This is a genomic window from Halobellus rufus, assembly GCF_000739575.1.
GTDB lineage: Archaea > Halobacteriota > Halobacteria > Halobacteriales > Haloferacaceae > Haloquadratum > Haloquadratum rufum.
In genome coordinates this window covers 1-16,251 of the sequence record NZ_BBJO01000031.1, presented here as the reverse complement: position 1 = coordinate 16,251, position 16,251 = coordinate 1, and the positions used below count along the sequence as shown (strand labels likewise).

Annotated in this window: 21 protein-coding genes; 12 read left to right on the top strand and 9 right to left on the bottom strand. The window is 66.8% G+C overall.

What is annotated here, in order from left to right:
• Positions 1–10: 10 nt before the first annotated feature.
• Positions 11–964: an NAD-dependent epimerase/dehydratase family protein gene (locus ACP99_RS13045; RefSeq protein ID WP_049987024.1), complete on the bottom strand. Its 954-nt coding sequence runs from the start codon at positions 962–964 to the stop codon at positions 11–13.
• A 144-nt stretch (positions 965–1,108) separates the two neighbouring features.
• Between ACP99_RS13045 and ACP99_RS13040 the strand changes: the two genes are divergently transcribed.
• From ACP99_RS13040 to ACP99_RS13010, 7 genes are all read left to right on the top strand, one after another.
• Positions 1,109–1,660: a tRNA (cytidine(56)-2'-O)-methyltransferase gene (locus ACP99_RS13040; RefSeq protein WP_049987023.1), complete on the top strand. Its 552-nt coding sequence runs from the start codon at positions 1,109–1,111 to the stop codon at positions 1,658–1,660.
• Positions 1,661–1,724: 64 nt separating this feature from the next.
• On the top strand, positions 1,725–2,255 hold the full coding sequence (locus tag ACP99_RS13035) for a transcription factor (protein WP_049987022.1): 531 nt from the start codon (positions 1,725–1,727) through the stop codon (positions 2,253–2,255).
• On the top strand, positions 2,255–2,938 hold the full coding sequence (locus tag ACP99_RS13030; protein ID WP_049987021.1) for a DUF2110 family protein: 684 nt from the start codon (positions 2,255–2,257) through the stop codon (positions 2,936–2,938). Before ACP99_RS13035 ends, ACP99_RS13030 begins: the two co-directional genes overlap by 1 nt.
• A gap of 56 nt (positions 2,939–2,994) precedes the next feature.
• Complete coding sequence (locus ACP99_RS13025) at positions 2,995–3,789, top strand: DUF5803 family protein (protein ID WP_049987020.1); 795 nt, start codon at positions 2,995–2,997, stop codon at positions 3,787–3,789.
• Positions 3,790–3,861: 72 nt separating this feature from the next.
• A complete protein-coding gene (locus ACP99_RS13020; RefSeq protein WP_049987019.1) occupies positions 3,862–4,557 on the top strand; it encodes a competence/damage-inducible protein A in 696 nt (231 codons plus the stop codon).
• Positions 4,558–4,800: 243 nt separating this feature from the next.
• On the top strand, positions 4,801–5,871 hold the full coding sequence (locus ACP99_RS13015) for an ATP-NAD kinase family protein (protein WP_049987018.1): 1,071 nt from the start codon (positions 4,801–4,803) through the stop codon (positions 5,869–5,871).
• Between the two features lie 143 nt (positions 5,872–6,014).
• Positions 6,015–7,046 (top strand): phosphate signaling complex PhoU family protein, encoded by a 1,032-nt coding sequence (locus ACP99_RS13010; protein WP_049987017.1) that lies wholly within the window; start codon positions 6,015–6,017, stop codon positions 7,044–7,046.
• A 28-nt stretch (positions 7,047–7,074) separates the two neighbouring features.
• Here the strand turns inward: ACP99_RS13010 and ACP99_RS13005 are convergent, their stop codons facing one another.
• On the bottom strand, positions 7,075–8,262 hold the full coding sequence (locus ACP99_RS13005; RefSeq protein ID WP_049987016.1) for an LEA type 2 family protein: 1,188 nt from the start codon (positions 8,260–8,262) through the stop codon (positions 7,075–7,077).
• Between the two features lie 182 nt (positions 8,263–8,444).
• Here ACP99_RS13005 and ACP99_RS13000 point away from each other — a divergent pair, with 182 nt between their 5' ends.
• From ACP99_RS13000 to ACP99_RS12990, 3 genes are all read left to right on the top strand, one after another.
• Positions 8,445–8,636, top strand: a complete 192-nt coding sequence (locus ACP99_RS13000) for a DUF7525 family protein (protein WP_049987015.1) — start codon at positions 8,445–8,447, stop codon at positions 8,634–8,636.
• A gap of 49 nt (positions 8,637–8,685) precedes the next feature.
• Positions 8,686–8,910, top strand: a complete 225-nt coding sequence (locus ACP99_RS12995) for a DUF7123 family protein (protein ID WP_049987014.1) — start codon at positions 8,686–8,688, stop codon at positions 8,908–8,910.
• Between the two features lie 82 nt (positions 8,911–8,992).
• On the top strand, positions 8,993–9,421 hold the full coding sequence (locus tag ACP99_RS12990) for an SRPBCC family protein (protein ID WP_049987013.1): 429 nt from the start codon (positions 8,993–8,995) through the stop codon (positions 9,419–9,421).
• A 299-nt stretch (positions 9,422–9,720) separates the two neighbouring features.
• Here the strand turns inward: ACP99_RS12990 and ACP99_RS12985 are convergent, their stop codons facing one another.
• From ACP99_RS12985 to ACP99_RS12950, 7 genes are all read right to left on the bottom strand, one after another.
• Positions 9,721–10,524 (bottom strand): RIO1 family regulatory kinase/ATPase domain-containing protein, encoded by an 804-nt coding sequence (locus ACP99_RS12985; RefSeq protein WP_049987012.1) that lies wholly within the window; start codon positions 10,522–10,524, stop codon positions 9,721–9,723.
• A 97-nt stretch (positions 10,525–10,621) separates the two neighbouring features.
• Positions 10,622–11,065 carry a universal stress protein gene (locus ACP99_RS12980; RefSeq protein WP_049987112.1) on the bottom strand — a complete coding sequence of 148 codons (444 nt, stop codon included), beginning with the start codon at positions 11,063–11,065 and terminating at the stop codon, positions 10,622–10,624.
• Positions 11,066–11,174: 109 nt separating this feature from the next.
• Positions 11,175–12,287 carry a FlaD/FlaE family flagellar protein gene (locus ACP99_RS21330; RefSeq protein ID WP_081927466.1) on the bottom strand — a complete coding sequence of 371 codons (1,113 nt, stop codon included), beginning with the start codon at positions 12,285–12,287 and terminating at the stop codon, positions 11,175–11,177.
• 144 nt (positions 12,288–12,431) lie between these two features.
• Positions 12,432–13,028 (bottom strand): chemotaxis protein CheD, encoded by a 597-nt coding sequence (locus tag ACP99_RS12965; protein ID WP_049987009.1) that lies wholly within the window; start codon positions 13,026–13,028, stop codon positions 12,432–12,434.
• A gap of 83 nt (positions 13,029–13,111) precedes the next feature.
• A complete protein-coding gene (locus ACP99_RS12960; protein ID WP_049987008.1) occupies positions 13,112–14,293 on the bottom strand; it encodes a chemotaxis protein CheC in 1,182 nt (393 codons plus the stop codon).
• Positions 14,290–14,658, bottom strand: a complete 369-nt coding sequence (gene cheY / locus ACP99_RS12955) for a chemotaxis protein CheY (protein ID WP_049987007.1) — start codon at positions 14,656–14,658, stop codon at positions 14,290–14,292. The genes ACP99_RS12960 and cheY overlap by 4 nt, the downstream gene beginning before the upstream one ends.
• 91 nt (positions 14,659–14,749) lie before the next feature.
• The gene (locus tag ACP99_RS12950; RefSeq protein ID WP_049987006.1) at positions 14,750–15,307 is read right to left on the bottom strand and encodes a DUF7500 family protein; all 558 of its coding nucleotides are present in this window, start codon (positions 15,305–15,307) and stop codon (positions 14,750–14,752) included.
• A 163-nt stretch (positions 15,308–15,470) separates the two neighbouring features.
• On the opposite strand from ACP99_RS12950, the gene ACP99_RS12945 reads away from it, so the two are divergent.
• Both ACP99_RS12945 and ACP99_RS12940 read left to right on the top strand, forming a co-directional pair.
• Positions 15,471–15,809: an ArsR/SmtB family transcription factor gene (locus tag ACP99_RS12945; RefSeq protein WP_049987005.1), complete on the top strand. Its 339-nt coding sequence runs from the start codon at positions 15,471–15,473 to the stop codon at positions 15,807–15,809.
• A gap of 318 nt (positions 15,810–16,127) precedes the next feature.
• Positions 16,128–16,251 (top strand): archaellin/type IV pilin N-terminal domain-containing protein (locus ACP99_RS12940; RefSeq protein WP_331280778.1); only part of this gene is annotated, 124 nt, incomplete at its 3' end.

Sequence of the window (16,251 nt, the reverse complement as noted above, 5' to 3'; positions counted from 1 at the left end):
GGGAGATCGGTCAGGAGTCGGGGGACTCGTACTCCGTCCGCAGTTCCGCGTACAGTTCCTCGGCAGCCCGGCGGACCGCGTCGTCGCTGGAGGAGTCCGCGTCCCAACCGAGCCCCGAGAGCTTCTCGACCGAGAGGCGCATCCGCGGAACGTCGCCCTCCCAGCCGCGGTCGCCGCCCGTGTACTCGTACGCCGGGTCGAGGCCCATCACGTCGGCGACGATGTCGGCGATTCGCGTCACCGAGGTGGTCGTCCGCGTGCCGAGGTTGTACGTGTTCATCGCGCGGTCGGCGTGCTCAACGACGTGACAGATGGCGTCGACGCACTCGGTGACGTGGAGGTAGGACTTCTCCTGCCGGCCGTCGCCGAGGATTTCGAGGGTGTCTGGATCGTCGAGCAGTTTCTCGATGAAGTCGGGGACGACGTTGCCGCGCTGGTGCGGCCCCACGATGTTGGCGAAGCGGAAGCACCAGACGGTGAAGTCCTTCGAGTGAGCGTACGTCGAGAGCAGCCCCTCGTCGGCCAGTTTCGACGCGCCGTAGACGCTGATCGGCTCCAGCGGGGCGTAGTCCTCGGGCGTCGGCCGCGGCGCTTCGCCATAGACAGTCGACGAGGAGGTGAACGCGAGGTTCGAGACGCCGACCTCCGTCATCCGTTCGAGGACGTTGTACGTCATCTCGGTGTTCTCCTCGAACAGCTTCCGGGGCTCGGCGTAGTTGGTGTCGGTGTAGGCGGCCAGGTGGAAGACCAGGTCGACGTCGGCGGTGATCGAGTCGGCGACGTCGGCGGGGTCGGTCATGTCGGCCCGCACGAACTCGACGCCGTCGGGGACGCGCTCGCGGGTCCCCTTCGAGAGGTCGTCGGCGACGACGACGTCGTTGTCCTCTCGGAGCCGACGCGCGAGGTGCGAGCCGACCAGGCCCGCGCCGCCGGTGACGACGACGCGCTTGTCGCTGAGGTCCATAGCGGTGATGTAACGGGCGGGGGTAAGTGCGTTCTCCTTTGGCCCAAGTCGTTCTCCCGCGAGGACGCTGCGGCATCGATATGGAAGCGCAGCACCGGCCACGGAAGCGAAGGGCCTTAGCGCCCACCGGGCCTGCGGGAGAGTATGCACGAGGAACGCGAGGTGGCCGTCCTGCGCTACGGCCACCGCCCCGGTCGGGACGACCGGATGACGACGCACGTCGGTCTCACGGCGCGAGCGCTCGGCGCGGACCGGGTGATCTTCCCCGACAACGCCGGGCAGTCGCTCGAGACCGTCGAGGACATCACCGGCCGCTTCGGCGGTCCCTTCGAGGTGGAACTGACGGGCGAACTGGACGCGACGATCCGGAACTGGGACGGCGCGGTCGTCCACCTCACGATGTACGGCGAGCGGGTGCAGGACGTCGAGGGCGACGTCCGCGAGGCCCACGGCGAGCAACCGCTGCTCGTCGTCGTCGGCGGCGAGAAGGTCCCGTTCGAGGTGTACGAGGCGGCCGACTGGAACGTCGGCGTCACGAACCAGCCGCACTCGGAGGTCGCGGGGCTCGCGGTCTTTCTCGATCACCTGTTCGAGGGCCGGGAACTCGACCGGGAGTGGGTGGACGCCGAGCGGCGGGTGATCCCGCAAGAACGGGGGAAGCGCGTCGTCGACGGAGACACTGGGGAGGACGCGTGACTGCGCGCGTCGGCTGGCCCCGCATCCGCAACTTTAAAACGACTGAGCGGCGCAACTGTTTATAATGGCTTTTGAGGAGCTGCTGAACGACCCTGTCATCCAGAAGTACCTCCACGAGCTCGTCGGCCCGACGGGGATGCCGGTGGCGGCGGCCCCCCCGGACGGCGAGGTGACCGACGAGGAACTCGCCGAGGAGCTGGGTCTGGAGCTCAACGACGTCAGGCGGGCGCTCTTTATTCTCTACGAGAACGACCTGGCCGAGTACCGCCGGGTACGCGACGAGGACTCGGGGTGGCTCACCTACCTCTGGACGTTCCACTACGAGAACATCCCGGAGAACCTCCAGGAGGAGATGCTCCGCCTGCTCGACGCGCTCGAAGAGCGTCTCGAATACGAGCGAACTCACGAGTTCTACCTCTCGGAACCGGCGGGCATCCGCTTCGAGTTCTCCGAGGCGATGGAGCAGGGCTTCCAGTGCCCCGAGACCGGCGCGCCGCTGGAACCGATGGAGAACGACGACATGGTCGAGGCGATGGAACTGCGGATCGAGGAACTCCGCGACGAACTCAACGTCGACGTGGGACGAGACGACTGATGGTCGTACTCGCAACGAAGTGCTACGTCGACGGCGACGCCCGCGAGCGTGCCCTCGACAGCTTCGACTCGCTCGTCCGCAACGAGATCGGCGAACTCGACGTCGCGTGGACGATCGACGTCCGCGAGGACGACTTCCTCGACGTCGACCTCGACGGCGAGGACGCGACCGCCGCCGGCAACGTCCTCGCCGATTCGTGGGGCGAAATCGCGACCGATCACGAGGACGGCGAGACGTACGTCGGTACGCTCGACGCCTGGGACGAGGACGGCTGGGTGCTCGACGTCGGTAACGACAACCGCGTCCGTATCTCGGTCGACGACCTCGGGCTGGGAACGGGCAGCCCCTCGCAGATCCGCGATCGCTTCGGCGTCGTCCAGCACACGCCGCTTCGGTTCGTCGCCGGCGAGACGCCGCGACTCGCCGACGAGACGCGGGATCGGCTCTACGACTGGACGCGCGAGGAGGGACGCAGCGGCCGCGTGAACGTCAACAGCGCGACCCGCGGCGAGGTTCGGGCGACGGTCAACCGCGCCGGCCACGCCGACGACATCATCACCGTCGAGCGCCTCGGGCTGCTCGAACAGAGCATCGTCTGCCCCGAGAGCACCGACCCGCCGGGGCTGCTCGCCAGCATCGGTTCGTACCTCCGCTCGGAGCTGAAGTGCGTCCTGACCGGCTGAGACGGCCAGATGATTGATCATCGCCCAGACGAACGCACCACTACCCGCTCACGATCATGAACCGACGACTCCTGCTCGCGGCCGGGTGTCTCGCCCTCCTCGCGCTCACCAGCGGCTGTCTCGGCATCGGCACCGGCCCCGTCGACGCCGAACAGCTGGACAGCGAGCCCGCGGCCCCCTACGACTGGGAGACCAACCGGACCGCCCACATCACGGTCCAGGAGAACACGCAGTTCCGCGCGGTGTTCGAGACGAACTCGACGACAATCGAACTGTACCGCGAGGACGGGTTCGGCGGCACGAACCCCATCCCGGTCGAGTCCGTCCGGTACCGCTACCCCGACGGTACGGTGCTCACCGGCACCGAAGTCCGCGAGGCGGGCGGCGAGATCCGACGGACGCGCGACGAGACGGTCGTCTCACTCCCCGAGGACGCCCCGGCCAGCGGCGGGTCGCTGGCGTTCACGAGCAGCGGGTCGCCCAAGCGCTTCACCCTGCCGACGTACGTCGACGGCACCTACGAGGTCGTCCTGCCGCCGGACCGCCGGGTCGACTTCCCGGTCTTCGGGCAGGTCACGCCGAGGAACTACGACGCCACGATCGACGATGAGAGCCGCGTCCACATCGTCTGGACAGAGCCCGTGACGACGGACATCGTCTCGGTGCGGTTCTACCTCCAGCGGGACCTCTACATCTTCGGCGGGATCGTCGCGCTCGTCGGCCTCGTCGGCGGCGGCGGGCTCCTCTACTACCGACGGCAGATCGACCGTCTCCGCCGGCAGCGTCACGAGATGGGCATCGACGTGGAGATCGAAGACGACGACGACGGACCGCCGCCGGGGATGCGCTGACGCCGTCGACGGCGCTCCGTCGCGGCCCCGAGAATACGCTGTGCTTTTGTCCGCCTCGCGGTTACGGGAGGTATGCGAGTCGCAATCGTCACTGTCGGAGACGAACTCCTCTCCGGGGACACCGTGAACACCAACGCCGCGTGGCTGGGCGAGGAGCTGACGGACCGCGGCGTCAGCGTCGAACGCGTCACGACCGTCCCGGACGACGTCGCCGACATCGCCCGCGTCGTCAACGAGTACCGCGCCGAACACGACGCGGTCGTCGTGACGGGGGGACTCGGCCCGACCCACGACGACGTGACGATGGCGGGCGTCGCCGCGGCGGTCGGACGCGACCTGGAATCCCACGCGGAGGCCCGCGAGTGGCTGACCGGCGAGGGCGGCTACTCGGCGGACGGTTTGGTCGAGGGGACGACAGAGTTGCCGGCGCGCGCGCGGATGCTCCCGAACACCGAGGGCGTCGCGCCGGGCGCGGTCGTCGAGGGGATCTACGTCCTCCCGGGCGTTCCGAGCGAGATGAAAGCGATGTTCGGGCAGGTGGCCGGGGAGTTCGACGGGACGGAGACGTTCACGACCGTCGTCGACGTCGACGAGCCCGAGAGCGAGTTGATCGATCGGCTCGACGAGGTGCGGACGCGGTTCGACGTCACGGTCGGGAGCTACCCCGGCGACTCGGTCCGAGTGAAGTTCACGGCGACGGATCCGACGACAGCCGAGGACGCGGCCGCGTGGCTCGGCGCTCGGGTCGATCTCGTCGAGGAACGGTGAGCGGTCTCGCGCCGAGTTACCGGTAGAGGTAGTACAGCCAGCCGGCGGCCATCGCGACGCTCAGGAGAAGGATCACCGCGCCGGTCTCTGCGATCGGGAGGGACGCGCCCTCGGTAGCGAGTGGGAGCATACCTCTCAGTTCCGAGACGGAGTTGATAAGCGTTCATACTGCTGGCGGCGGTTCGGTACCCGGAGACGGGACGCACCGGCGGGCTTTTGCGCGCCCCGCCGTTGGGTTCGGGTATGCGAATCGGGTTCGTCGTCAACCCCATCGCGGGGATGGGCGGTCGCGTCGGTCTCAAGGGCACGGACGGGAAGGTCGAAGAGGCGCGCCGACTCGGCGCGGAACCGCGCGCGCCCGACCGAGCGAAGCGCGCGCTCGAACGCCTCCGCGAGTTCGACGGCGGGATCGAACTGCTCGCGTGGGGCGGCCAGATGGGTGCCGAGGTCGCACGTGCGGCAGGCTTCGATCCCGAGGTGCTCGGCGAGCCCGACGGTACGACGGACTCGACCGCCGACGACACCGTCAGCGCCGTCGAGGCGTTCCTGGCGGCCGGCGTCGACCTCGTGCTCTTCGTCGGCGGCGACGGGACCGCCGCGGACGTCGCCGAAGCGGTGGAGGGAACCGAAACGCCGATCCTCGGCGTGCCGGCCGGCGTGAAAGTGTACTCCTCGGTCTTCGCGGTCTCGCCCGAAGACGCCGCGCACGTCGTCGCGACGTTCGAGCGGACCGAGCGCCGGGAGGTGCTCGACATCGACGAGGACGAGTACCGCGAAGGCGAGGTCCACCCCGAGCTTCGGGCGATCGCACACGTCCCCGTCGCGGAGGAACTGCAGTCGTCGAAGCAACTCGGCGGCGGCAACGTCGAAGCGCTGGCGGCGGGCGTCGCCGAGGACATCCGCGCGAGCGAGAAGACGTTCGTGCTGGGCCCGGGGAGCACCGTCGGCGCGATCAAGGCGGAACTCGGCTTCGAGGGGTCGCCGCTGGGCGTCGACGTCTGGCGCGACGGCGAGGTCCTCGCGCTGGACGCCAGCGAATCGGAGATTCTGGACGCACTCGGCCCGGAGGGCGAGAACGTCGTCGTCGTCTCGCCGATCGGCGGACAGGGATTCGTGTTCGGCCGCGGTAACCCCCAACTGTCGCCGGACGTGATCCGCCGCTGCGACGTCGAGGTCGTCGCCTCGCGCTCGAAACTCGATACGATCGGCGAACTCCGCGTCGACACCGACGACCCCGACCTCGACGCCGAACTCCGCGGGTGGACGAAAGTCCGGATCGGTCGATTCGAACGCCGAATGATGCGAATTGTATGATTCTCGCGTAGAAATTTCGAGGAGTACTCGACTCCGCCGGATAATTTTAATATACGGATCTAATTGCCGGTGATACGATAGAGATGTGAAATATATAATCCACATATAGTGAGGATTAAGGTCACTCAAGGCCAGGGTGTGATATGGAGACGCGTAAGGTACAGCGGCTGGGGCCATCCACGCTGGCGATGACGTTACCCGCGGAGTGGGCGAAGGAGCACGACGTCAACAAGGGCGACGAGGTGTCACTGCGGATGGGCGGGAAGGGCACGCTGACGGTCCTCCCCGAATCGGCGAGCCAAGAGGACTCCTCGGCGACGATCAGGGCCGACAGCCTCGACGCCGACTCGCTCGAACGGGCGATCGTCGCCCAGTACGTCCTCGGACGCCGGGTGATCCACATCGAGAAGAGCGACGGGGCGCTGGACTCGGAACACATCAACGCGGTGTACAAAGCCGAGACCCAGCTGATGGGTCTCGGCGTCATCGAGGAGACGCCCGAGCGGATCGCGATCCGCTGTTCGGTCGACCCCGAGGACTTCACCCTCGATAACCTCCTCGAACGGCTGGAGAACACCGGAAGCACGATGCGCGGCGAGGCGGTCAAGGCGCTGGCTCACGGCAACACGGACCTCGCCCAGCGCGCGCTGAACCGCGAACGGCAGGCCAACAAGATTTTCGTGCTCCTCCTGCGGCTCATCTTCACCGCCTACCAGAACCCGAACCTCGCCCGGGCGGTCGGCCTCGATTCGGGCTTCCCGCTGATCGGGTACCGATCGGTCGCGAAGAACCTCGAACTGACGGCGGACAACGCCGAGGACATCGCCAACATCGCGATGGACGCCGAGGGCCACACCCTCGACGTCGATTCGGGGACGATGCGTCGGATCAGGGAGTTCACCGACCAGGTCGACGAACTCACCCGGACGGCGGTCCAGGCGGTCGTCGAGCGCGACTACGACAAGACCGTCGAGTGCCGGACGCGCTTCAGACAGCTGCGCGACCGCGAGCAGGAGATCCTCGGCGACCTGCCCGAGATGGACAACAAGGAGCTCCTGCAGGTCCGCGAGGTGCTCGTCAGCCTCCAACAGACGGCGCAGTACGCGATGCGGAACGCCGAGATCGCGGCGAACCTGGCGCTCAACGAGGAGTCTGAACACGTCACGATCGGGTGAGGAAAATCGGGAAAAAGAGCCGGCGACGTCAGCCGAGCAGGCCGCCGTCGTCGGTCGTCGTCTCCCCGTCCGCCGACGTGGTCGTCTCGCCCGACGACGTCGCGGTGTCGGTCTCGTCGTCGCTTTCTGTCGCCGTCGGCGGACTCGACGTCGCGGTGTCGGTCTCGTCGGAGGGCGCTTCCGTCGCGGTGTCCGTGCGTTCCGTCGTCGTGTCCGAACTGTCCGATCCGTCGTCGCTCTCCGATCCCTCACCCGCGTCGCCGTCGGTCGGCTTCGTGCCGAAGATGTCAGTCTCGATCGTCTCCGTGTACGTGAGCGAATCGAGCGGAACGGTCACGGTCGTGCTCTCCAGGTCCAACCGCGCGTCGAAGTCGATCCGGAGGTCCGTGACCTGATTCCGTTCGAGGTGCGTCACCCACCACTCGTCGATGTTCTCGTTGCGGATGTAGACGGTCGCCTTGATCGTCTCCGTCGACTTCGGCGGCACGACGTACTCCGACTCGGTCGACCCCTCGCCGACCTCGACGTCGTTCATCGTGATGTTGTACCCCAGTTCGCTGACGCCGATGGGGTAGGACTTGGGGTTGTACACGACGAAGGTGAGGTCCATCGCCGTCCGTTCGTCGGTCACCTCGCCCCACTGCGCGCTCGTCTCGTTGATGTAGAGGACCGGATCGGACACCAGCGCCCGATTGGCGTCGACCGGCCGCGTCTCCGTCGAGTTGAACTGCGAGAGCAGATCCGTCTCGACCTGCCGGGTGACGTTCGGCGGATCGATCGTTCGACCGAGCGTCCCCGACGTGACCGCGGTGTCGACCGTGACGGTCGTCTGCTCGTCGTTTCGCACGTGCGAGACCCACCACGGCGGGATCTGGCCGTTGTCCGCGGTCGTCGTGAAGTTCAACGTCGAGTTCCCCGAGCCGACGGAGACGCCTTCTTTGGTGCCGCTCGCCAGTTCAACGTCGTTCATCAACACGTCGTAGTCGACGGTGAGACCGCCCAGCGAGGCTCCGATCGGGTTCGGATTCGAGACCGTCAGATCCGTCTCGATGACCGTCGACGTCTCGTTGACCGGGCCGAAGGAGTTCTCGACGCCGGCGACGGAGGGCACGCCGATCACGCCAGCCGCGAACGCGCCGCCGCCGAGGAGGCCGGCGACGGCGAGGACGGCCACAACGGTGCGAATTCGACCGCCGAGCGACAGGAGCGATAACATCCTGTGCGTCCAAGATCCCGGGAGCCACATAGCTCTCACGACTGCGGACAGTTCCTGTTAGACGAATTATCAGATGCGTTGGGCACAAAGGGAGCCTCAGCCAACAGGGAACCGTCCGCCAGGGGGGAACGTCACCCGTGCGGAGTCGTATGAACTAAGTCAGAACCCGGACACCACCAAGTATGGAAACTGCAGCCGCCAGTTCGGATACGGGAATCGGGCTCACCGTGCTCTTTTCGATCGTCGCGCTTCTCGGCGTCGTCGGGATGTTCGTCGCGGGGCTGACCGGCGACCAGTTTATCGCCGGCGTCGGCTTCGCCGCCGCCGTCATCGCCGCCTCGCTGGCCGTCTCGGCGACGCACCTCTTCGGATAGCGTCGACCGGACGAGAAACTTAAGACCGAACCGCCCGTACTCTGAGCCAATGAGCGAGTTCACCGAGGAGGAACAGCGCATCGTCGCGTACCTCCGCGAGAGCGTCTCCGCCGGCGAGCGGTACTTCAGGGCCAAGAACATCGCCGACGCGATCGGTCTGACGGCCAAGCAGGTCGGTGTGCGGCTCCCGCGACTCGCAGAGAAGTCCGAGGACGTCGAGATCGAAAAGTGGGGCCGCGCCCGCTCGACGACCTGGCGCGTGACGCGAAGCTAACGCGTCGGACCGCCACCCGCGCCGAACGCCCTCGAACGGCGCGATACAGGACCTTTTTTGTCTCGCCCTCCTACCAGCGCGTATGACGGTACGCGTCCGGCGGGTCTTCGAGTTCGACGCCCCGCCCGAGGCCGTGTGGGATTTCATCGCCGACCCGTCGAAGCGGGCGGAGTCGATCAGCGTCGTCGAGCGCCACGAGGTCGACGAGGAGACGGGCGAGGGAACGTGGCACGTTCGGCTGCCGATTCCGTTCGTGAAGTCGACCGCGCGCGTCGAGACCGAAGACGTCGCGCGTGAGCCGCCCCGCCACGTCAAGTTCGTCGGGAAGTCGTCGGTGCTGCGGGTCACCGGCGAGCACACGATCGAACCGACGGAGACGGGATCGCGACTGATCAACGAGTTCGTCGTCGACGGGCGGGTCCCCGGAGTCGAGCGGTTCTTCGAACGCAACCTCGATACGGAGTTAGAGAACCTCGAACGCGCGCTCCGCCGCGCCGTCGAGACTGCGTGAGGTCCCAATCGCCGGGTCGCGAGCGCCGAAAGGTAGCACCCGTCCCGGTGGGTTTATCAACGCCCCGCCGTTACCGACAGGTGCCGACGACCGACGCTTTTCTCGTCGAAGTCGGCACAGGCCCGCCGCACATCGCCGCAGTGTTTCGGGGTCCGCTGCGGCTTACCGCGACCAGCGCTCCCGCCTCCCGGAGCGGGACCGACTGGCCGCATCACTCCCGCCTCCGCCTTCCACTCACACCCAGCGACGACACCTGAGCCTGCGGCTTACGGGGCAAAGCGGTTACGCGTTCGGGAGCGCTACGGCGAGGAGGCGCGCTTCTCGATCTCGCCCCTGAGCAGGGCGGCGTCGAAGTCGTGGTCGGGGCGGATGTTGACGAAGTCGAGAAACCGCGTCGCGGTGAGCAGTTCGTCGGGACCGTACGCCGTCAGCGCGGCTTCGACCGTCCGTTTCGCGCCGATGAGCGGTTCGAGCGCGCCGAGCGCGCAGGCGACGTCGTAGGCTTTCGCGTCCGCCGCGCCCTCCTCGCGCACGTTCGTCGCGTCGATGAAGTAGATCTCCTCGTCGAGGATGAGCACGTTCTCCGCGCGGAGGTCCCCGTGCAGGAGGTCGTGTTCGTGCATCTCGCGGAGCGCCTCGAAGAGCCGCGGCGCGAGGTCGGCCTCGGTCTCCTCGTCGAGTTCGTCGAGCGTCCGGAAGTCGGGGAGGTACTCCAGGACGACGATCCCGAGCCCGTCGACCTCGAACGTCTCGACCGGTTCGGGCGCGTTGAGCCCGACCTCCCGCATCCGCTGGGTCGCTTCGAGTTCGTGACGGGCCATCTCGATCGGCGTCTCGAAGTGCTCGAAAAAGCCCTCCGTGCCCGAGGAGAACGCCCCCAGGTTTCTCCCCGTCGTGAACAGGCCGTGGACGATCGAGTTCTGCCGGGAGATGACCTTCACGAACCACTGGTCGTCGACGACCATGGGCGTCGACAGCCAGTTGTCGGCGTCGAGAAACTCCACGCGGACCTCCTCGCGGTCGTACCGATCGCAGAGTTCCCTGGCGACGGCCTCCAGCCGCGACCACTCGATGCGACCGCGCAGGAGACGGCGGAGCTCCATATCGCCGTGGAGGTTCCCCGGGCGTATATACCGTCGCCTTCGTGACGGCCGCGTTCGGAAGCGATAGCTCGCCACCGTGCGGCGACCGCCCGCGCTCTCAGCGCTCTTCCTCGTCGTCGCGGACCGTCAGCACCGGAACCGACGAGCGCCGAACGGTCCGCTCGGTCACGCTGCCGAGCAGGTACCGCTGGATGCCGGTCCGACCGTGCGTGCCCATCACGATCAGGTCGCAGTCGTTCTCCTCGGCGTAGTCGACGACGACGTCGTCCGGGATTCCGGGCTCGACCGCGGTCACGACCTGTACGCCCGCCTCCTCGGCCCGGTCTGCGACGTCCGCGACGATCGACTCCGCCCGCTCGCGGAGCGTCTTCTCGATCTGCTCGGCGCTGATCGCGGGCGCGCTGTGGCTCACGTCCCGGGAGTCGATGACCGAGAGGACGCGCAACTCGGCGTCGTACTGCGCCGCGATGTCCAACGCGTGCGCGACCGCGCGGTCCGCACACTCACTGCCGTCGGTCGGAACGAGTATTCTGTCGTACATATCTATCCCTTCGAGGAGCGGAAAGTAGGCGTTTCGGATGATCTCCACGTTGCGGGAATCGGACGGATCACTCGCCCGACGCAGAAAGCCAAGCGTCGCGGACGAGCCGTCAGGTCATCGAGGCCAGTCGCGCGATGTAGACGAGGCTCAGGTGGTGGTCTTCGACCTCGTACTCCCGCGTCGTAGAGACCTCTCCGGAGAACGCCACGAGGTAATCCTGGAGCTCCGCTTCGATGTCCTCGGTGAGCCACTCGACGGTGTGGTAGTAGCGGAGCGCGTCCATCGTCCGCTTGTACCCGCCGTTCAACACGAGGAACTCGAGCCAGTCGAAGACGAGCCGTTCGGCGACGTACGCGTCCGGCAGCGACGACAGGTACGGCTTCGCGAGCCCGTCGGCGGCGGCCGTCTCGTGAACGAGTAGCTGTTCGAGTTGGCTCGGCTGGAGCAGTTCGTTCGCTCGACCGCGCGGGCGCTCGCGGATCTCCGTGTCGAACTGGAAGCGGCCGACGTCCTCGGGGACGTCCGATCTGCGGTCGGTGTTCCGATCACGCCGATCAGCACGGTGCTGGGAATCCCGCGGCCGTTCTGCGTCCCGAGATCGTTCTAACCGATCCAACCGCGCTCGATCGAGCTCCGGCCGATCCGGGCGGCCTTCGGTGGGGGCGCTGTGAGAGTCCCGGCGCCGAGTCGGCGCTGGCCGGTTCAGTCGATCACCCTCCACACCAGCGGTGACGTCGCGAGCGTCGTCGCGGATCCGACCGCCGAACCCGAGGTCGCGAGCGATCCGATCGGCCTTCGCGACCTCGTCCTGCGCGCCCGCGTGGTCGGACTCCCCGTGTCGCGGGCGACTCACTCCGTTGCGCTCTCGTGGCCGGACCGACACGTCGTCGATCGCTCTCCGTCCGTCGTTCGAGGGCTCGGCCTGTCGATCGCTCCGCCGACGCTTCCCGTTACGTCGTCTCGCGTCTCGACTGGACTCCTCGCGATCCTGTGCGCCGTCGCGCTGTCCGCTGTCGTGTCGCTCGCGCCGTCGGTCGTTCCGGTCCCGTCGGAAGCGATGGGGGCGACCGGGCGACTCCTCGCCGCGACGGCCGGGCGAACTCTCGTCGCTCGGCCCGTCCGCGTCTGCGGCGTCGCTTCGCTCGTCGGTCCGCCTGCCCCGTCGGTCGTCTTCGATACGTCTGCGCTCTCGGAGGTCGTAGTCATCGGGGTCGCTTGTCATAGCCAGTCTCCCGTTGTCGCGGCGACGATTTCCGTCCCCGCGCCGTCGTACTCCGAGAGTCAGATAGCTCGCGCATAAACGTGCCCCCGCGATTATCAGAACGGATAGCTCGGAACGGGTGGACGGACGCGTCCGCGAAGGGCCTCAGAGAACCCGCGTTTCGCCGTGGGCCCGCCGAACCGAGAGTTCGCCGGTCGCGATCTCGAACGACAGGGAGCGTCCCTGATCGCCGCCGACGTCGCTGGCGACGAGCGGAATCGCGTTCCGATCGAGCGTCTCGCGGGCCGCGGCGACGTTCCGCTCGCCCACGGCCCCGGCGCGGGAGGTGAACTCGAACATCGCGCTCCCGCCCGCGAGACGCGCGTCGATCCGACCGCGGGAGGCCCCCTTGTCGACCATCTCTCGCAGGAGCGCCGGGACTGCCGTGTCGACGTACTTCGCCGCTCTGGGGCGCGTATCCCCGTCGAGATCCGCATCCCCGTCGAGGTTCGCTGCCGAAGCGTCGTCCGTTCCACCGGATGCGCCGCCCGAAGAGCGGTCGGCGTCTGCCGCGGGCAACATCGCGTGCGCGAGGCCGCCGACGCCGGCGTCGACGTCCGCGAGCGCGATCCCGACGCAGGAGCCGAGCCCGCTGGTCACCAGCTCCGATCCCGCCTCCGCGACCGCGTAGTCGGCGACGCCGACTTTGACTCGCGTGCTCGACGCCCGCGCGTCCGAACGGTCGGTGGTGTACACTTTCATAGCGTGGGTGAAGGGTCACAGACGGCGGCCGTTGTCCGTTGCACGCGTCGACTAGCCCCGGGTCCAGCGCGTTCGCATCGGCGTCAGTGCGCCTCCGGCGCGAGTTGGTCGAACGCCGCCCGAAGCTCCCGTTCGTCGGGGAGCGCGTAGATGTCGCAGGTGAACGTCTCGTCGGGCGTGACGATCGCCGAGTCGATGAGGAACGCATAATCCTGCGTCCGCGCGAGTTCGGTCACCAGCGGATCGACGATCGCCGAGGCGATGTCGTCGACGTACGTCGGCGGCGAGATCTCGATCGTCGTCTCGAGGGCGTTCGCCCAGCCGTCTAAGAATCCGGAGGTGACGATGTTCCCGATTTCCTGTATCGCGCTCTGGCGCATCGCCGCGTCCGCCTCCATCCCCGGCATCAACGCGTCGGCGACGCTCTCGGCGGACTCCTCGTCGAAGAGGATCGCGATGTAGCCCGACGGCGTCCCGCTGAACTCCAAGACGACGCCGCGTCTGGCCTCGTCGGTCAGTTCCATCGGCACGCCCTCGACGGGCACGAAACTCAGCCGGCTCACGTCGACGTCGGTCTCGATGCCGGTCATCGCCGTCAGGTCTTCGGAGGCCTGTCCGGCCCCCTCCGAGATCATCTGAGAGAACGACGTGAACGTCTCGACGGGGATCGCGTCGTCGGCCTCGCCGGCGGCGTCGACGATCGTCTCCACGGATTCGCGCGTCGGCAGCATATAGATGTAGAAGCCCGCCTCCTCGTCGACGGTCTCGAGGTGGTTCCGGAACGCGAGGACCTGCTCGGCGTCGACCGCCGGCTCGTCGACGGCGTCCTGAAGGGACCGACCGGCGTCCAACTCGACGTACGTCGGCGTCGTGATGTCGATTCCCTCGCCGAGGAAGTCCGCCCAGCCGTCGATGAAGCCGCCGAGCATAATGTTCCCGAGCTCTTTCAGCCCGCTCGTGGCGAGTTCGCTCTCGGGCTCTGCCGCCGCACCCGGGACGAGCGCGTCGACGAGCGTGACGGCGCGGTCGCGGTCGAACGCGAGAACCGTCCGCCCCTCGATCGCCCCCGAAAAGCCGATGTGGACGGTGACGAGGTCGCGCTCGCGGAACTCCCGTTCGACGTCCGCCCGGGTCGCCATCTCGACTTTCGTGACGGCGACGCGGGCGTCGAAGCCGGTCAGCGTCGTGAGCGATCCCGCGGCCTGTTCGGCTCCGGAGCGGGCCAGTCGGCTGAACGTCCGAAGCGACTGGACGTCGAGGTTCATGCCTCGACGCCCACCACGTCGTCGATGGCCTGGAGGACGTTCGGCTTCTGGAACGGCTTCGTGATGTAGCCGTCCGCCCCCGCTTCGACGGCCTCGCGCATCTTCTCTTCTTGGCCCACGGACGTGCACATAATGACCGAGGAAGCCGGATCGAGCGATTTGATCTCGGCGGTCGCCTCGATGCCGTTCCGGATCGGCATCACGACGTCCATCGTGACCACGTCTGGGTCGAGTTCCCGGTACAGTTCCACCGCCTCGACGCCGTTTTCCGCCTCGCCGACGACCTCGTGATCCTCTTCGAGTAACTGCTTCAGAAGGTTCCGCATAAACGCCGAGTCGTCCACGACCAGTACGGTGCGTGCCATACTCACCGTTCCGAGAATCGCTGTATAAACGCATCGCCCTCATTATCAAGGATGATACGAGATATCGGCCGTCTGAGAGCGGTGCGACCGTCTACTCGTCCGCCGGAAGCTGAAACTCCTCTTCGCGCAGGGCGTCGACGAGATCTCCGATGGAGTCGTCGAGAGAGAGCCCGTGCGTCTGGAGCACGGACGCGAGCGCGTTGGTCGGGTACGTCACCGAGGTCTCCGACGCGAGAAGGAGGATGCCGATAGCCTCGCTGGTCGAGGCTTCCGTGTCGATCTGATCGACGTACCACGTCACGAGGTCGCCGAAGGTGGTCGCGACGTCGTCGGAGACGCTCTCGTGGTGCCGGATCTCGCCGTCGAACGCCGCCGTGAGCGCGAGGCTGTAGTCGCCACCGCGCTCGGAGAGGTAGCGGCTCGTCTGCTGGCGTGCGAGCGTCCCCCTGTCGTCGGGACCCTCGGCTTCTTCGTCTCCGTCACCTTCGACCGACGGGGCGTCGTCGTTGTCGGTCGCGATGACGTAGCGGCCGTCGGAGAGTTCCGCGACACGTTCGGAACCGGTGTAATCGAGGTCGTCGGGCCTGACGACGCCCTCCTCGCTGCGTGCGCGGGCGGGAGTGTCGTCCTGTTGATCCGACGGAGCCATACCTCACGGTGTCGACGGCGCGATAATAAGCCCATCGCAGGACCCCGAAGTTGTCGAGCACACCTCCTTCGGTGTCGGCCACGGCCGCGGAGATTTCAGTATCAATATCGAAACTGCACGACCGTCACATTCATGTGATTTGGGTTAGAAGGTAGCGGCATCTATGGAGTCCGACAGGACGCTCGCAGCGCTCGGGAACGAATACAACCCGGACATCTTACGCGCTGCCGACGAAGCCCGTTCGGCACAGGAGTTCAGCGAAATGCTCGACATCCCGATCGCGACGTGTTACCGTCGCATCGAAGAGTTGACTGGTGCCGGACTGCTCGAACTACACGACCGCGTTCTCTCGGACGAACACCGACGCACGAACGTCTACCGGCGCGACATCGACGAGATCGTCATCAATTTCGAGGGACAGGATCTCAACGTTCAGGTCACGGACCGTCCCGAAGTGAAGAACAAACTCGACGACGTCTGGCGGACGATCTCGCAGGAGTAATCTGTATTTTCTCGGGAAGGGGTCGATCGCCGTTGTCGATCACGTTTGCCGTTGGCGTCGACGAAGTCGACCGATAGCACTCGCCATCACGCGAAGTGAATGAGTTCGGGTTCTCTCCGAGCTCGTGTCCGGTCGAGTTCTCGAACCGGTTTGGATCGATCTCTCGGATTGACGGCCTGTAACCCGATTTTCTCGCCAGTATGGCGAATATCATCGGTGATATCTGGGTACATACCGTTATGTACAGCCCGTTGATTGGTCCGCGTGACGGTCTCGCCCTCCGACGGGGAGTTCGGGACCAGACTGGAGACAACAACAATGTTCGAAGACAACGACGCCGACCGTGGTCAGGTCGGCATCGGCACGCTCATCGTGTTCATCGCGATGGTCCTCGTCGCCGCGATCGCGGCCGGGGTGCTGGTGAACACGGCAGGCTTCCTCC

Coding starts and splice junctions, on each gene's coding strand:
- ACP99_RS13010 (WP_049987017.1), top strand. CDS start 6,015: ATGGAGACGCGTAAGGTACAGCGGCTGGGGCCATCCACGCTGGCGATG.
- ACP99_RS13030 (WP_049987021.1), top strand. CDS start 2,255: ATGGTCGTACTCGCAACGAAGTGCTACGTCGACGGCGACGCCCGCGAG.
- ACP99_RS12950 (WP_049987006.1), bottom strand. CDS start 15,307: ATGGCTCCGTCGGATCAACAGGACGACACTCCCGCCCGCGCACGCAGC.
- ACP99_RS12990 (WP_049987013.1), top strand. CDS start 8,993: ATGACGGTACGCGTCCGGCGGGTCTTCGAGTTCGACGCCCCGCCCGAG.
- ACP99_RS13000 (WP_049987015.1), top strand. CDS start 8,445: ATGGAAACTGCAGCCGCCAGTTCGGATACGGGAATCGGGCTCACCGTG.
- ACP99_RS12960 (WP_049987008.1), bottom strand. CDS start 14,293: ATGAACCTCGACGTCCAGTCGCTTCGGACGTTCAGCCGACTGGCCCGC.
- ACP99_RS13040 (WP_049987023.1), top strand. CDS start 1,109: ATGCACGAGGAACGCGAGGTGGCCGTCCTGCGCTACGGCCACCGCCCC.
- ACP99_RS12985 (WP_049987012.1), bottom strand. CDS start 10,524: ATGGAGCTCCGCCGTCTCCTGCGCGGTCGCATCGAGTGGTCGCGGCTG.
- ACP99_RS13020 (WP_049987019.1), top strand. CDS start 3,862: ATGCGAGTCGCAATCGTCACTGTCGGAGACGAACTCCTCTCCGGGGAC.
- ACP99_RS13035 (WP_049987022.1), top strand. CDS start 1,725: ATGGCTTTTGAGGAGCTGCTGAACGACCCTGTCATCCAGAAGTACCTC.
- ACP99_RS13005 (WP_049987016.1), bottom strand. CDS start 8,262: ATGTTATCGCTCCTGTCGCTCGGCGGTCGAATTCGCACCGTTGTGGCC.
- ACP99_RS12945 (WP_049987005.1), top strand. CDS start 15,471: ATGGAGTCCGACAGGACGCTCGCAGCGCTCGGGAACGAATACAACCCG.
- ACP99_RS13015 (WP_049987018.1), top strand. CDS start 4,801: ATGCGAATCGGGTTCGTCGTCAACCCCATCGCGGGGATGGGCGGTCGC.
- ACP99_RS12980 (WP_049987112.1), bottom strand. CDS start 11,065: ATGTACGACAGAATACTCGTTCCGACCGACGGCAGTGAGTGTGCGGAC.
- ACP99_RS13025 (WP_049987020.1), top strand. CDS start 2,995: ATGAACCGACGACTCCTGCTCGCGGCCGGGTGTCTCGCCCTCCTCGCG.
- ACP99_RS21330 (WP_081927466.1), bottom strand. CDS start 12,287: ATGACAAGCGACCCCGATGACTACGACCTCCGAGAGCGCAGACGTATC.
- cheY (WP_049987007.1), bottom strand. CDS start 14,658: ATGGCACGCACCGTACTGGTCGTGGACGACTCGGCGTTTATGCGGAAC.
- ACP99_RS12995 (WP_049987014.1), top strand. CDS start 8,686: ATGAGCGAGTTCACCGAGGAGGAACAGCGCATCGTCGCGTACCTCCGC.
- ACP99_RS13045 (WP_049987024.1), bottom strand. CDS start 964: ATGGACCTCAGCGACAAGCGCGTCGTCGTCACCGGCGGCGCGGGCCTG.
- ACP99_RS12965 (WP_049987009.1), bottom strand. CDS start 13,028: ATGAAAGTGTACACCACCGACCGTTCGGACGCGCGGGCGTCGAGCACG.